The sequence below is a fragment of the Thioclava sp. SK-1 genome (assembly GCF_001705665.1).
GTDB lineage: Bacteria > Pseudomonadota > Alphaproteobacteria > Rhodobacterales > Rhodobacteraceae > Thioclava.
This window is the reverse complement of the sequence record NZ_MDHA01000022.1, coordinates 55,569-71,003: the sequence shown is the minus strand read 5'-3', so window position 1 is coordinate 71,003 and position 15,435 is coordinate 55,569. Positions and strand designations below refer to the sequence as shown.

The 15,435-nt window shown below is 57.5% G+C and carries 9 protein-coding genes, 1 tRNA gene and 2 pseudogenes; 7 read left to right on the top strand and 5 right to left on the bottom strand.

Annotation, left to right across the window (positions count from 1 at the left end; genetic code table 11):
* Positions 1-62 precede the first annotated feature (62 nt).
* The 6 genes and pseudogenes from BFP70_RS20210 to BFP70_RS02345 all read left to right on the top strand — a co-directional run.
* Positions 63-645: pseudogene (locus tag BFP70_RS20210) on the top strand (hypothetical protein); the annotation flags it as partial.
* Between the two features lie 124 nt (positions 646-769).
* Positions 770-1,231, top strand: a complete 462-nt coding sequence (locus BFP70_RS02365) for a (2Fe-2S)-binding protein (protein ID WP_066009768.1) — start codon at positions 770-772, stop codon at positions 1,229-1,231.
* Positions 1,231-3,492, top strand: a complete 2,262-nt coding sequence (locus BFP70_RS02360) for a molybdopterin cofactor-binding domain-containing protein (protein ID WP_255356570.1) — start codon at positions 1,231-1,233, stop codon at positions 3,490-3,492. Before BFP70_RS02365 ends, BFP70_RS02360 begins: the two co-directional genes overlap by 1 nt.
* A gap of 68 nt (positions 3,493-3,560) precedes the next feature.
* Positions 3,561-4,889, top strand: a complete 1,329-nt coding sequence (locus tag BFP70_RS02355; protein WP_066009767.1) for a cytochrome c — start codon at positions 3,561-3,563, stop codon at positions 4,887-4,889.
* Between the two features lie 227 nt (positions 4,890-5,116).
* A tRNA-Ser gene (locus BFP70_RS02350) sits at positions 5,117-5,206 on the top strand.
* Positions 5,207-5,374: 168 nt separating this feature from the next.
* Complete coding sequence (locus BFP70_RS02345; RefSeq protein ID WP_066009766.1) at positions 5,375-5,593, top strand: transposase; 219 nt, start codon at positions 5,375-5,377, stop codon at positions 5,591-5,593.
* Between the two features lie 124 nt (positions 5,594-5,717).
* Here the strand turns inward: BFP70_RS02345 and BFP70_RS20200 are convergent.
* The 3 genes and pseudogenes from BFP70_RS20200 to BFP70_RS02330 form a co-directional block, all read right to left on the bottom strand.
* Positions 5,718-6,190 (bottom strand): annotated as a pseudogene (locus BFP70_RS20200) (transposase); the annotation flags it as partial.
* 554 nt (positions 6,191-6,744) lie between these two features.
* A complete protein-coding gene (gene carB, locus BFP70_RS02335) occupies positions 6,745-10,077 on the bottom strand; it encodes a carbamoyl-phosphate synthase large subunit (protein WP_066009765.1) in 3,333 nt (1,110 codons plus the stop codon).
* Between the two features lie 134 nt (positions 10,078-10,211).
* Positions 10,212-11,555, bottom strand: coding sequence for a glycosyltransferase family 87 protein (locus BFP70_RS02330; protein ID WP_066009764.1), 1,344 nt, complete (start codon positions 11,553-11,555; stop codon positions 10,212-10,214).
* Positions 11,556-11,759: 204 nt separating this feature from the next.
* Between BFP70_RS02330 and aspS the strand changes: the two genes are divergently transcribed.
* Positions 11,760-13,532 carry an aspartate--tRNA ligase gene (aspS, locus tag BFP70_RS02325; RefSeq protein WP_066009763.1) on the top strand — a complete coding sequence of 591 codons (1,773 nt, stop codon included), beginning with the start codon at positions 11,760-11,762 and terminating at the stop codon, positions 13,530-13,532.
* 191 nt (positions 13,533-13,723) lie between these two features.
* On the opposite strand, the gene BFP70_RS02320 is transcribed toward aspS, so the two are convergent.
* Both BFP70_RS02320 and BFP70_RS02315 read right to left on the bottom strand, forming a co-directional pair.
* Positions 13,724-14,038: a DUF6455 family protein gene (locus BFP70_RS02320; RefSeq protein ID WP_066009762.1), complete on the bottom strand. Its 315-nt coding sequence runs from the start codon at positions 14,036-14,038 to the stop codon at positions 13,724-13,726.
* A 117-nt stretch (positions 14,039-14,155) separates the two neighbouring features.
* Positions 14,156-15,421 carry a DUF2254 domain-containing protein gene (locus BFP70_RS02315; RefSeq protein WP_083217310.1) on the bottom strand — a complete coding sequence of 422 codons (1,266 nt, stop codon included), beginning with the start codon at positions 15,419-15,421 and terminating at the stop codon, positions 14,156-14,158.
* Positions 15,422-15,435 lie beyond the last annotated feature (14 nt).

Below are 15,435 nucleotides of genomic sequence, written 5' to 3'. Positions count from 1 at the left end.
AGAGACATGATGGACAGGCAATTGATATTCTCGCCGCATGTTCAGCATTTGATTACGGGCGATTGGGTTTCACCGGCTCTTTGGGTGGAGGGCGCGCGCTGTTCGATCTATGCGCGGCGCGGCCCGAACCGATCCCGTTTTTTGGCGAGCTGGGCTCGATCAACCCGATGTTTGTTCTGCCCGCGGCGGCGGCGCGTGGGGCGCAGATCGGCACCGGCTGGGCGGGTTCATTGACGATGGGCGCGGGGCAGTTTTGCACCAATCCCGGGATTGGTGCAAACCGGCGCGGATGGCGATGCCTTTGTGGCGGCGGCGAAATAGGCGCTGGAACAGGTGGGTCCGCAGGTCATGTTGACCGATGGGACCGCGCAGGCCTATCGCGATGGTCAGGCCCGGTTTGAGGGGCGCAATTAGGTCAAATCGGTGCTGGAACGTAAGGCGGGCCGGGTGATGGCGAATGGCTTCCGGACCGGCGTGGAAGTGTCAGATACGATGGTGCATGGCGGACCCTATCCGGGGTCAACCAATTTCGGCGCGACCTCGGTCGGAACCCTGTCGATCCGCCGCTTCCTGCGCCCCCTATGTTACAAAAACATCCCCAACGGCGTCTTGCCCGGGGACATCATTGATGAATCTAATACATAAGACTTATCACTATAATTCTCTTTCCTTGGGTGGGGGTGCGCCCTAGCTTGAATATAACTTTTCTGATGGGTCCGGGCGGCATAAGCCGTTCCGGACCCGTTCCAATTTGCGTCAGGAGCCCCCAATGCAATTGAACATCAATGGTCAGACACATGAGGTAGATGCTGACGCCGATACGCCGCTGCTGTGGGTGTTGCGCGATAATCTTGGCATGACGGGTACGAAATTCGGATGTGGTTTGGCGCAATGCGGCGCATGTTCAGTTTTGGTGGACGGGCAAGTGACGCGGTCATGCGTGACGACCGTCGATATGCTGGAAGGCACTGAAATCACAACGATTGAAGCGATTGAACAAGATGATGTCGGTGCGCGTGTGGTCGAAAAATGGGTTGAACATCAGGTGCCCCAATGCGGGTATTGCCAATCGGGCCAGGTGATGGCGGCGACGGCATTGCTAAAAGAGGTCGCGCAGCCCACCGAAGAGGATGTGCGTGCCGCAATGATCAACCTATGCCGCTGTGGCACCTATAATTATATCAAGGCCGCGATTGACGATCTGTCTGGACGCAAGGGGGAACCATTGTAATGGATATGATCAAAGGTCTTATCCCGGGCGTCGACCCGCAGGATTTCACTCATGGTGCACCGGTCAACCTGTCGCGCCGCTCTGTGTTGCGCGGTGCGCTTGGCATCGGAGCGGGTGCGATGGTGCTGGGGTTTGGTCTGCCATCGGGCACGGCAAGGGCGCAAGCTGCGGCGACAATGGCGCCAGGCAGCAATGTTCCTGCGTTTTTGGAAATCCGACCTGACAGCACGGTGCGGCTGCTTAGTCCGTTTGTGGAAGGCGGGCAGGGGATTTTCACCGGTATGGCGCAGATCATTGGTGAGGAATTGGATGCTGATCCATCCAGCTTCATCGTGGAAAATGCCCCGGCAGGCGCCGATTATCTGGTGATTGGCGGTCAGATGCGGATCACCGGCGGGTCGATGTCGGTGCGGATGTCTTATCCATTGATGCGCAAACTGGGCGCGAGCGCGCGCGCAATGTTGATCACGGCGGCGGCCGATCAATTGCAGGTCCCGGCCAGTGAATTGACGACAGAGCCGGGCGTTGTGATCCATGCGGGCAGCAATCGGCGTATTGCCTATGGCGATCTGGCGACAGCGGCCTTTGATCTGCCGGTGCCCGATCCCGAAACCGTCGCACTGCGCGACCCGGCGACGTTCCGCTGGATCCGGCAACCGGTGAAACGTCTGGATGTTTACGACAAGTCCACCGGGCGGGCAGAATATTCCATCGATGTAACTGTAGACGGGATGCTGCATGGGGCCGTTCAACACGCGCCACGTCTGGGGCTGATGGTCGAGACCATTCGCAACCGTGATCAGGTTGCTGCATTGCCCGGTGTGCATGCGGTGGAAATTTTGGACGGGGCCGTTGCTGTGGTGGCACAACGCTGGTGGACGGCCAAACGCGCCGTTGAGGCATTGGAGGTCGACTGGGTCGAGGGCACCGACCTGCCAAAAGGATGGCGTGCCCTTCCTGCTGATTTCAGTTCTGATGCCTTTGCGCAGGAGTTGGCAGCCGCCACCGGGCCAGAAACCGAAGCCGAAGCACATGGCGATGCGCCCGGCGTTCTGGACGCGGCGCAGACGGTTATCTCGGCCACTTATCACAGCCAATATCTGCATCATGCGCAGCTTGAACCGCCGTCGACATTGGCGCGGTTCAATCCTGATGGCACATTGGATCTGTGGTTGCCCAATCAGGCACCGGAACAATATCAGGCGGCAGTGGCCGGGTTGACCGGGTTGGAACCCGCACAGATCAATATTCATTCCCCGATTTTGGGCGGGTTCTTTGGCCGTCATTTCCTGTATCCCGCTGCAAGTGCCTATCCGCAGGCGATTGAATTGGCGCGGCGCACGGGTCGCCCTGTCAAAGTGATCTGGACCCGCGAGCAGGAATTTCTGCGTGATCCCATGCGTCCGATGGCTGCTGTGCGGTTCCGTGGCACGTTGGATGACAATGGGATGCCGCTGGCGATTGAAGCCGTCTCTGCCACAGAGGGCCCGACTGAAGCCGTCTATGGTCATGGCGATAGCGTGGATGAAACCGCGGTTGAGGGGCTTAGCAAGAAGGCCTATGCCATTCCAAACCTGCGTATCGCGCAGGTCTATGTCGAAAATCCAGTCATGCTGGCCTATTGGCGCTCGGTCGGGAATTCAATGAATGACTTCTTCTATGAATCCTTCCTGGATGAGTTGGCAAACGCGGGCGGGCAGGATCCGCTGGCGCTGCGCAAACATCTGCTACGCGATACGCCACGTTTGACCAAATTGCTGGAGGCGGTTGTGGATCTGTCAGGGGGGTGGAAACGTGGGCCTTTCACCGCCGAAGATGGCTCGATGCGGGCGCGTGGCATCGGCATGGCATCTCCCTTCGGGTCAGAGGCAGCGGCGATTGCCGAGGTCTCGATCGAGAACGGGCAGGTGCGTGTACATGATATCTGGGAGGTGCTGGACCCCGGGGCCATCGTCAATCCGATGTTGGTGCGCCAGCAAATTCGGGGCGCTGCGGCCCTGGGCCTGTCGCAGGTTCTGATGGAAGAAGCGCGTTGGGATAAAGGCGAGCCTGTGGCACGCAATTACGACATGTATTCCATTTTGCCGCCTGATCAGATGCCCGAAATCCATGTGGGTATTTTGGAAAGCGGCGCGCCCATCGGCGGTGTTGGGGAGCCGCCGCTTCCTGCCGTGCCGCCGGCGGTGGCCAATGCCGTTGCTGCGCTGACAGGGAAACCTGTGCGCCGTATGCCGCTGTCGCGACTGCGCTTCGACAGCTAAGCCTTTGGCCTGCTTCCCGTGCAGATCGGGCAGCAGGCCGTATCGTGACCCAAAGACCGGATAGTCCCTTGAAAAAACGTTTTAGTTTCGCTGGCATCGCGCTGATTATTCTGGCCGGTGGCGGATGGTTTGTTACACGGCTGCCGTCCTCGCCCTTTGATGGGGCGGCACCGCAGGCGACACCTGATCTGATTGCGCGTGGAGAATATGTCGCCCGGCAAGCCGACTGCGTGGCGTGCCATAGCTTGGAGGATGGTGCGCCCTTCGCAGGCGGGCTAGAGATGGGGACACCCCTGGGATCGATTTTTGCGACCAATATCACTCCGGACCCGCAGACCGGGATTGGCACTTACACCCTTGCCGATTTTGATCGTGCCCTGCGCCATGGTGTGACCCCGGATCGCCGCCGCCTGTATCCGGCAATGCCCTACCCATCCTATGAGAAAATGTCCGATGATGACATTTCCGCATTGTATGCGTTTTTCATGAACGATGTGACACCAGTGCAGCAGGCTGCGGCGCAAAGCGATATCCCGTGGCCGCTGAATATCCGCTGGCCGTTGGCACTGTGGAATGTGGTCTTTACCACAGGCCAGACCTATCAAACCGATCCTGACCAATCTGAACAATGGAACCGTGGCGCATATTTGGTCGAGGGCGCAGGCCATTGCGGCAGCTGCCATACGCCGCGCGGCATGGCGATGAATGAACAGGGGCTGGACAGTTCGGACCCGGATTTCCTGTCTGGCGCGCTTTTGGATGGTTGGTTTGCGCCAAGCCTGCGCGGCGATGGTGCTGCAGGCATTGGCCGTTGGAGCGAAGATGATCTGTTCGCTTTCCTGTCACAGGGGCGCAATGATCATGCGGTTGTCTTTGGGTCGATGACCGAGGCGTTTAACAATTCTCTGCAATTCATGACTGACGATGACCTGCGTGCGATTTCGGTCTATTTGAAATCGCTACCGGGGCAGGGGCCGGGCTGGCAGGCACAGCCAGCAACGGTTACATCGCTGGTAGAGGCGGCGCAATCGGGTCTTCCGGGGGCCGAAACCTATATGGCCAATTGTGCAGCGTGCCACGGGCGTGATGGGTTGGGACAAAATGAATGGATCCCGGCTTTGGCGGGTGCGACCTCATCCCAAGGGACCGAGCCTGCGTCGCAGATCAATGTGACACTGAATGGATCGGGCCGGGTCGTGGCTGATGGCATGCCAGACAGCTATCGGATGCCCCCCTATCGTGACCGTTTGAACGATACGCAGATCGCTGAGGTCTTGCAATTCGTGCGCAGTTCCTGGGGCAATACCGGCACGCCGGTCGATACGGATGCAGTCGCCGATCTGCGGATGCGCACTGATCCGGCAAGCGTTGCACCGATTGTTTTGCAAATGCGCTAATATGCCCTGTGATCGTGGCCGTGCAGCCTGTTACGATGCTGCCGCGCTGCGATCCCTCGGGGCAGTTGTGTCCATGCAACGTCTTAAGAAGCCCAGCAGGGCTGAGAATAAGATAATTCCCGCTGCTCATGGTTTTTTCACAGCGGATAGTGCAGCAAAGCTCTTGTCACAGCGCGCAATGCAAGTTATCTGCGTGACCACGTTCACTGCCCTTGCGCAGCTGACATGGAAGTGTGGCCGAGTGGTTTAAGGCTCTGGTCTTGAAAACCAGCGTGGGGGAAACTCCACCGTGGGTTCGAATCCCACCGCTTCCGCCATCATCCTTCGCTCAATGTGCTGATTAGGATACATTAATTTTCAGTATGAGGATCCATTTCCCACATTTGATTTCGAAACGTGGTGAAATAACGATGGTGGAAGACCTTAAAGGAGGGCGACCGTCAACGAGCTAAAATTTCTCTTCGAAGAGAAATGGGCCGGGAAATATGCCTGAATCGCCCCGCGGGCGCCGGGCCTGGCAGAATGGGATCCCGTTCTTGGGCTTCGATCCGGTAATGCGCAAGCTCATCTACACGACGAGTGCCATTGAGAGCCTGAACTGCGTGATCGGGAAATCGATCAAGACGCGCGACTCCGGTCAGACGGACGAAGCGGCGACCAAGCTGATCTATCTCGCCATCCGCAAGTTCGAAAAGGATGGCTGAAACGTTCAGAAATGGTTTACCGCCCGCAACCAGCTCACCATAATGTTTGGCGAGCGTTTTGAAGCTTGAGTATCCCCAACCGCATGGACCGGCCGAATTACACAATGTTCAGGGCACCCCCGCATTTGTGGCTCCTTGGATGACGCTTCACCTGCGCGAATGCAGGAAACACAGCCGGAACCCCCAGGTCGTGGGGGCATCCGTCAGGCCAGCCGGTAATTCGGCGATCCGCTTGTTCTCACCGTCCAGCTTCGGGCTGTTGCGGTAGCAGGTCTTTCTGAACGCAAAGGCCCGCCAGGCGAAGGCAATGCACCCCTCGTCGCGCCACCGCCTTTTCAGCCATCTCGCGGCATTACGATGGCCCGTCACTGATGCCACGGGCTTCTTTCAGCAAATCCGCCTGCATGCTCAGGTCCGCATACATCCGTTTCGGCCGCCGGTTTTCCTCTTCCATGCTCCTCATTGGGCTAACCATAAACCATCTATGCCCGCATGTTTCGCCCGCCATGCGTAGAAGGAGGCGCTGCTCATGCCATGCTCGCGGCACAGCACGGCCACCGGAACACCGCCTTCGGCCTGCTGCAGAATCGCAATAATCTGTGTATCTCATTGTTTTCATGAAAAATCTCCTCATCCATCTGGCTGAGAAAATTCTACTCATGCAGCCCCTTACTTTCGGGGGAATTACCCTCCTTGCTTTCACAATTGCGAAAGTAAGGTGTCTAGAATTCCAGGGGCTATTCCACATGATTAGCTTGCACGATTTTGGCACGCGTGAATGTTAGCGCACTACCGGACCGTTGGATCTTGGTGTGTTAAGTGGCGCCTGGGTTTTTGAGGCTTGTCGCTTGGGGATGAAAAGCATGCTGGGGATGTAAAGCATGCGCGGATGGTCAACGAGTTACCATGGCCGCATCGCCAATTCTGTATCACCGACCTAAGGGCAAGAATAGGCAACAACGCGGTTGATCGGTTTCATGCCTGAGCAGCCGGGATTGTTGTTGAACCAGCTTGGTAAATTTCGTGCGCATCACACTGGCCAGCACATCGGCCAGCCCTTTGCATGTAACGCCAGCCTCCATGCATTGTGGGGAAAGCGTTTTATATGGTTTGGGCGGCACAGATCGCCCCGCCCAAACCAAAAAACAGTATTACGCTTGCAGCGAGCGGACGCTTAGCTCTCCGTCTCCGCGGCTTTTCATGGCAGCGACGGCTGCGATGGACCCGGCGGCGGTGGTGTAATACGGGATATGATCATAGAGCGCGACTGACCGAATTTCGCGCGAATCCGATATGGATTGCGTGCCTTCGGTCGTGTTGAAGACCAGCGCTATATCACCGTTTTTCATGCGATCCACGATGTTCGGCCGTCCCTCATAGACCTTATTCACCGCTTCTGTGGCAACGCCTTGCGCCTTAAGCCACTCGGCGGTGCCGCGTGTCGCGGTGATGGTAAAGCCCATGGCGATGAGGTCATGTGCCGCGGCGGCCAGATCATCCGATTTATCGGCATCCTTGATCGAGATGAACACGCGGCCTTCTTCTGGCAACTGTGTCCCAGCGCCCATCTGTGCCTTCAAGAAGGCGCGCGGGAAGTTGCGATCCCAGCCCATGACCTCACCGGTGGAGCGCATCTCTGGGCCCAACAATGTGTCAACACCGGGGAAGCGCGCGAAGGGCAGCACGGCCTCTTTGACCGAGAACCAAGGCGTGATCGGATCGGCTAAGGTCATCGGATCCGCATAGGGCAGATCGTCTTCGGGGCCAGCATTTTCCGGATAGGCCGGGCGCTGCGGGAAGTTTGACATCGGTTCGCCCGCCATCAGGCGCGCGGCGATTGACGCGATCGCACTATCGGTGGCTTTGGCCACGAAGGGCACGGTGCGCGAGGCACGCGGGTTGACCTCTAGCACATAGATATCGCCATCTTTGATCGCGAACTGAATGTTCATCAAACCCTTCACGTTCAACCCAAGAGCCAGCTTGACGGTCTGCTCTTTCAGCTGTTCGATGATCTCTTTCGACAAGGAATAGGGCGGCAAGGAGCATGCGCTGTCGCCCGAATGCACGCCGGCCTCTTCAATATGCTGCATGATCCCTGCGACATGGACGGTCTCCCCATCGCATAGCGCATCTACGTCGATTTCAATCGCACCGGTCAAATAGCTGTCCAGCAACACCGGGCTGTCGCCCGAAACGACCACAGCCGTATTAATATAGCGCTTCAACTGGTCCAGATCGCGCACAATTTCCATCGCGCGCCCGCCCAAAACATAGGACGGGCGGATGACCAGCGGATAGCCCACTTTACCTGCGATTTCGAAGGCCTGCGCATCGGATGAGGCGATGCCGTTCACGGGTTGCTTCAGCTCCAGCTTGTTCAGCAGGGCCTGGAACCGCTCCCGATCTTCGGCAAGGTCGATCGCATCTGGCGTGGTACCAAGGATCGGGATGCCTTCGGCCTCCAGCGCATTGGCCAATTTCAACGGGGTCTGGCCGCCGAATTGAACGATAACGCCGTGCAGCGTGCCATTGTCTTGTTCCACGCGCAGGATTTCCAGCACATGTTCCAGAGTCAGCGGTTCAAAATACAACCGGTCAGAGGTGTCGTAATCTGTCGACACTGTCTCTGGGTTACAGTTGATCATGATGGTTTCGTAACCGGCCTTAGTCAGCGCATAGCAGGCGTGGACACAGCAGTAGTCGAATTCGATACCCTGACCGATACGGTTTGGACCGCCGCCAAGGATAACGACCTTCTTGCGATCCGATGGCCGCGCTTCGCATTCCACATCGCCCATCGCCGGGGCTTCATAGGTGGAATACATATAGGGTGTCTGTGCCTCAAATTCCGCAGCGCAGGTATCGATCCGCTTGAACACGGCGGTCACACCCAGATTGCGGCGCGCACGGCGAACCTGACCTTCGGTCCGGCCCGTCAGCTTGGCCAGACGCGCATCTGAGAAGCCCATCATTTTCAGCTTGCGCAGACCGGTGTTGTCCATCGGCAGGCCGTTTTTACGGATGTCGGCTTCGGCATCCACGATCTCGCGGAACCGGTCAAGGAACCATGGGTCAAAGCTGGTGGCAGCGATGATTTCATCATTGGTCAGGCCTTGGCGCATGGCCTGTGCGATCAGACGCACACGGTCAGGGGTTTGAACGGAAAGGGCTTTGACCACCGCAGCTTTGTCCGGCGCGCCCGCGATTTCGATTTCGTCAAAGCCGGACAGACCCGTCTCCATCGAGGCCAGCGCTTTTTGCATGGATTCGTGGAAGGTGCGGCCAATCGCCATAACTTCGCCCACGGATTTCATCGCGGTGGTGAGTGTGGCTTCAGCGCCAGGGAACTTCTCAAATGCGAAGCGCGGGATCTTGGTCACGACATAGTCGATGGTGGGTTCAAAAGAGGCGGGTGTGACACCGGTGATGTCATTGTCCAGCTCATCCAATGTGAAGCCAACGGCCAGCTTTGCTGCGATTTTGGCGATCGGGAAACCGGTGGCTTTGGACGCCAACGCAGAGGACCGCGATACGCGCGGGTTCATTTCAATCACGACCATACGGCCATCGACCGGGTTGATCGACCATTGCACGTTGGAGCCGCCGGTTTCCACGCCGATTTCGCGCAGCACCGCGATGGAGTGGTTGCGCATCACCTGGTATTCTTTGTCGGTCAGCGTCAGCGCAGGGGCGACGGTGATCGAATCGCCGGTATGCACGCCCATCGGGTCAACGTTTTCAATCGCGCAGACGATGATGGCGTTATCCGCTTTGTCGCGGACCACTTCCATCTCGTATTCTTTCCAGCCCAAAAGTGATTCATCGATTAGGATTTGCGCCATGGGTGACGCGTCCAGACCCGAACGGCAGATACGTTCGTAATCATCACGGTTATAGGCCACACCGCCACCCGTGCCGCCCAATGTGAAGGCGGGGCGGATAATTGCGGGAAGGCCGATTTCTTCCAGATCGGCCATCGCCTGCCGCACGCCTGCGTTGATGTCGAATTTGCCATTGGGCAGTTTCGGCGCGGTAACGATGGTGGCCTTTGGGTTTTCAATGCCCAGGCGGTCCATTGCCTCGCGGAACAGCTTGCGATCTTCGGCCATTTCAATGGCGTCGCGGTTTGCGCCGATCAGTTCGACGTTGAATTTCTCCAACACGCCCATATCGGCCAGCGCAAGCGAGGTGTTCAGGCCGGTTTGCCCGCCCATCGTGGGCAGCAACGCGTCGGGGCGCTCTTTTTCAATGATCTTGGCGACGACCTCGGGTGTGATCGGCTCAATATAGGTTGCATCGGCCATTTCCGGGTCGGTCATGATTGTTGCCGGGTTCGAGTTCACAAGGATAACCCGGTATCCTTCTTCGCGCAGGGCCTTACAGGCTTGGGCGCCGGAGTAATCAAACTCGCAGGCTTGGCCAATAATGATAGGCCCCGCACCGATAATGAGGATGGACTTGATGTCGGTTCTCTTCGGCATGGCTTGGGACCCCTTCGATTCGGCGCATTACAAAGGGCGCAGGCCTAAAGCGGCACCGCGCAAATCGAAGGGGGTTATAGTCGGCTTATCCCGTGGTGCAAGACCTGATCGGACTCAATCTGCGTGCAAGTCGATCATTCGCCGGGCGCAACCTGCCGGGGCAGGGTGTTTTTTGCAGGCCCGGGCAAGCTCAATCCGGCGAATCCCTGCATCCGGTTCAGTTTGGCAAATGCCCACAGGCAGCACAGCATTACCGCGGCCCATGTCACGGTGGACACCAAGTTTGACACGATCAGGCGGTGCTGCAAATGGGCGTAAAGGAAGAGGGCGATGTTTGAGTTGGTCAAAAAGACCAGCCACATCGCAGACCAGGTGGCCTTTGGAGATAAAGCGTATCCCAATGCGGGCAGTAGCAGCATCGGCAAGATAAGGTAATGCAACCAGCTCAATGGTCCAAATAAGAACACCACGATTGCGATGCCCAGCGTCGACAGGCTGCGCGCCTGTGACCCGCTGTTTTGCCACATCAAGCGCAAGGCGGGCAGCGCGATAAGCAGCGCGCAGGCGGCCAAGACGGTGCTGATCATGGGAAGGGGCTGAAAAATCACCACATTCTTATCCGTAATCGCCAGTTCTGGCGCGCTGCCCATCAGCGCCATTATGGCATGAACCAATACCCGTGGGGACGGGTTCATAAAGGCCATAACTGAACTTTCGCTGGCCAGATGGGTTTGCGCCAGAAATGCCGCGTGCAATTCCGGCCCGACGATCACAGCCGAGGCTGCGACACAGATGGCCACAGCCATCAGGGCACCATACAGCGCCCTGCGGTGCCGGGCTTGCAGCATAACCAGAACAAAGACGATCGGAGTCAATTTGATTGCGCCAGCGATGGCGATCGCAACGCCTGCCCAAAACGGGGCGCGTTGCACTATAACCAAAGCAAGAAGGATCAGAAATGTTGTCAAAACTGTCGGCTGTTTTAGCCAAATGGCAGCGTGAACCGGGACCGCGAACAGCAACAACCCAAACGCATATAGCATAAAGTGGCCATAGCTCATCCATTTTGGCCGCGCGAGCTTTTCGGCCAGCACCGGACAGGCGGCCAACATTGCCACCAAAAGGGCCAACGTAATGTTGTTGAAGGTTTGCGCCGACATGATCTGCGTAATCGGCCCCATCACGGCGGCCCAGATCGGCGGGTAGATGAACGGAAACGCCTCTTCGCCCCGAATGCCCATTGCATCGACAAACGGCTGCCATTGTGCCGGCGTGCCATTGAAAAATAACTCTGGCGCAGCATAGATCAGCGTATGTTGCCCATTCGCCCAGAAATGGCCCGCAAACCACAATGCGGCAAGGTCATCGCCCCATGTGTTGTGGTTCAAGAAATAAGTAACCGTGGCCCAAAGGAACAGCAGAAGCCAAATGACAACGCGGCTGTTTCGGTCAGTTGCAAGTAAATTGAAATTTCGCATGGCGGGTCCGGTCAAAAATATTTGGTATCGATTATTCAAGTGATCGCGGTTGATCTTGGCCAAACTAGGGCAGCTTCGCGGAAGTTTGGAGCGATTTTCTACACGCGACAATGGGTATCGCCGCTGCTGTGGTCTTGACTTTTCGCCCCCTAAAGAGTGTATCGGCCAAGCTGAAAGCCCAATGAATCCGAGGGAAGATACCATATGCACGCCTATCGCAGCCATACCTGCTCCGACCTGAGCGCCGCCAACGCCGGTGAAACTGTTCGTTTGTCGGGTTGGGTCCATCGCGTTCGCGATCATGGTGGCGTGTTGTTCATCGACCTGCGCGACCATTACGGCATGACGCAGGTTCTGTGCGATGGCGACAGCGCCGCGTTCAAAATGATGGAAACTGTGCGTTCGGAATGGGTGATCCGCATCGACGGCACCGTTAAATTGCGTGATGCCAGCCTGATCAATTCCAAGATCCCGACAGGCGAAATCGAAATCTATGTCCGCGACATCGAAATCCTTGGCGAGGCCGGCGAATTGCCGCTGCCGGTTTTTGGCGAGCAGGATTATCCCGAAGAAACGCGCCTAACCTATCGCTTCCTTGATTTGCGGCGCGAAAAGCTGCATCAAAACATGATGTTGCGGTCGAATGTTGTGCGCTCTATCCGCAACCGGATGTGGGATGTGGGCTTCAATGAGTTCCAAACGCCCATTATCACGGCTTCCTCGCCGGAAGGGGCACGCGATTTCCTTGTGCCATCGCGTTTGCACCCAGGGAAATTCTATGCCCTGCCACAGGCACCGCAGCAGTTCAAACAGCTGATTATGGTTGCGGGCTTTGATCGTTACTTCCAGATCGCGCCATGTTTCCGCGACGAAGACCCGCGTGCCGACCGCTCTCCCACTGATTTCTATCAGCTGGACATGGAGATGTCCTTCGCCACACAGCAAGACGTGTTTGATGCAGTTCAACCCGTCATTCAGGGCGTGTTTGAAGAATTCGGCAATGGCAAAACGGTTGATCCGGTCTGGCCGCTGATCCCGTATAAGGAATCGCTGCTGAAATATGGCTCGGACAAGCCTGACCTGCGTAACCCGATCGAAATGCAGATCGTGTCTGAACATTTTGCGGGATCTGGTTTTGCGATCTTTGCAAAACTGTTGGAGCAAGAAGGCACGCAAATCCGCGCGATCCCTGCGCCAAAAGGTGGCAGCCGCAAGTTCTGCGACCGAATGAATAAATTCGCGCAAGAGCAGGGCCTGCCGGGCATGGGCTATATTTTCTGGCGCGACCAAGGCGACGGGATTGAGGCCGCGGGTCCTCTGGCCAAAAACATCGGCCCAGAGCGCACCGAAGCCATCCGGCAGCAATTGGGTCTAGGGGTGGGCGATGCGGCCTTCTTCCTGGGCGGCAAGCCGGAATCGTTTGAGGGCGTTGCAGGGCGTGCGCGCAATGTCATCGGTGAAGAATTGGGCCTGACCGAAAAAGGCGTGTTCAAATTCGCATGGATCGTCGATTTCCCAATGTATGAGAAGGATGACGAGGGCAAGCTGGACTTCAGCCACAACCCGTTCTCGATGCCGCAAGGCGGGCTAGAGGCGCTGGATGGTGATCCGCTTGAGGTTCTTGGCTATCAATACGACCTTGCATGTAATGGCTATGAACTGGTGTCGGGCGCGATCCGGAACCACAAGCTTGAGATCATGTATAAAGCCTTCGATCTGGCGGGCTATGGCAAGGATGAGGTCGAAAAGCGCTTTGGCGGTATGGTCAAGGCGTTCAAATTCGGCGCCCCGCCCCACGGTGGTTGTGCGGCCGGGATCGACCGTATCGTGATGTTGCTGGCCGAAGAGGCCAATATCCGTGAAGTCATCATGTTCCCGATGAACCAGCGCGCTGAAGACCTGATGATGTCGGCCCCATCCGAGCCGATGAATGAACAGCTGCGTGAATTGAATCTGCGGGTCATTCCGCAAGATTAATTTTGCCATCATAAGAAATAAGAACGGGGGCCTTGTGGCCCCCGTTTTGTATTGCGCAGTTTGCAATCGGTCGAGCTGATAAAAGCAAGCGCCGCCCCTGTTGCCAAAGGCGGCGCTTGTCTTGTGCCGTCGCCCGAAGGTGGGTCGCGAAACATGGGGCCGTTCGCATCTCCTCAGGGCGCCTCCTACGGTCACAAATTCGACATGTCGGAATCGTGCTGTGTCTGGGCCAGCCGCTTTAGAAACTGCCGATTTTCGCAATACCCGGGTGCATGCGGCGTGTGCGCAGGGTCGCTGGATGGTTCATCATGGTCGGACAGCCAAGTTTGACAGTCTGCCGGTTGCGCACATTGGGTGCAGCGCAAAACCGCATCGCGCCATTGGTCATCAGGCAGCGTGCGAGTTTCACGTGCCTGTGTCAAATCCACGCCCAAAACCCGTGCCATCTTGCTGACAAGGGCCGCGTGATAGTTCCGGCTTCGGGCATTTGCAAATGGGTGGGTCATGGCGCGACACTCCGGCTGTTGATATCGCCAGAGTGTCGCGCAGACCCAAGCCTACACGACATGACATGGATCAAACTCCGTAGATAAAATTCTACCGAGGGGCAGGAACAGCCCGGATTATTGCGTCAGTTGCTCTGTTTTGCGGGCCAAGGCTTCGATTTTGGCAATGTCTTCTGGCAGGGTCAGCGCGGCAGCGGCATGATCGGCGGCGCGACGGGCCTGTTTGGCGGCCGCCTTGCACAGCTCTGGCTTCACCAAAGCGGCGGCATTTAGCACCAGCTGCAGTCGCTGCGCCACTTCCAACTGTGCCGCACCGTCGCGGGCAAGCGCGTCATAGGCGTTGGTGATCAGCTCTTGCGGGGTGAGGGCAGGCACTAAAACCCTGTCGAACTGCGGTTGCGTGCAGGTTTCGGGCGTCCATTCCCCCAGAACGCGCAGCAGCCGGCCCATGATATCAATCCCCGTACCGGGATCATTGACCGCAGGCGACAACGCGCGTGAGCCAATTTCAGCAAGCGCGCGCAGGCCAAATGTCGGATCCTGATCATAGGACCGCACATGTGCAATCACGAAAGCGTCGCGCAGCGCCTCTTCCAATGCCACACGGGCTTGGGCATCCATCGGCAGCGCATCACAGCAAACCAACGCCTCTGCCGGGTGCACGAAAGCACCGGGCGGGGCGCAAAGCCAGATCCGGCAGTCTTGCTCTTGGGCAATGGATTGCAGCTTTGCCATATCCGCGACTTGCACATGGCCAGTGCGATGGGCGCACGCCCGCCACGCCCCGGGAGAGATGGCTTGCCACGTTGCCCCACCAATCAGCGGCGTCTCACAGCGTTTGCGCATGGCGGCACGCGTGGCCTCCTCCACTCGGGTGATCGTGTCATCCAGCCTGCCAAATTCGCTTAGATGTTGGATCCACCGCAGCAGCATTGCCACGATCAAAGCAATCACACCTATCGTGGCAATGAACAAAACGAATTGCCCGGCATCGCCGTAATAGCCGGTTTCCAAGGCGATGATCCCCACCAGCGCATAGATGAACGCGCCCATGAAGCTGGCCATCACTTGCTGTGTCAGGCTGTCCGATTGCAGCAACGAAATCGCACGAGGCGTCGCCCCGGTTTGCGCCGAACCGAAGGCAGTCACCATGATAGATAAAGAAAATGTCGTGACGGTCAGCATCGAACTCGCGATGATTTTCAAGATCGCCTCAACCGACCCGGCACCGATGGATTTTCCCAGATCCTCGGGCAGGAAGGGCGATAGCCACGCTGCGCTTAGCGCCACGATGACACCCAGCACACCGAAGGCTGTGACACGCACCCAAATTCGTTGGAAAATTTGGCGCAGACGCCAGCCAAGCCCAGATATCATCCACATGTCCCCATAGCTAC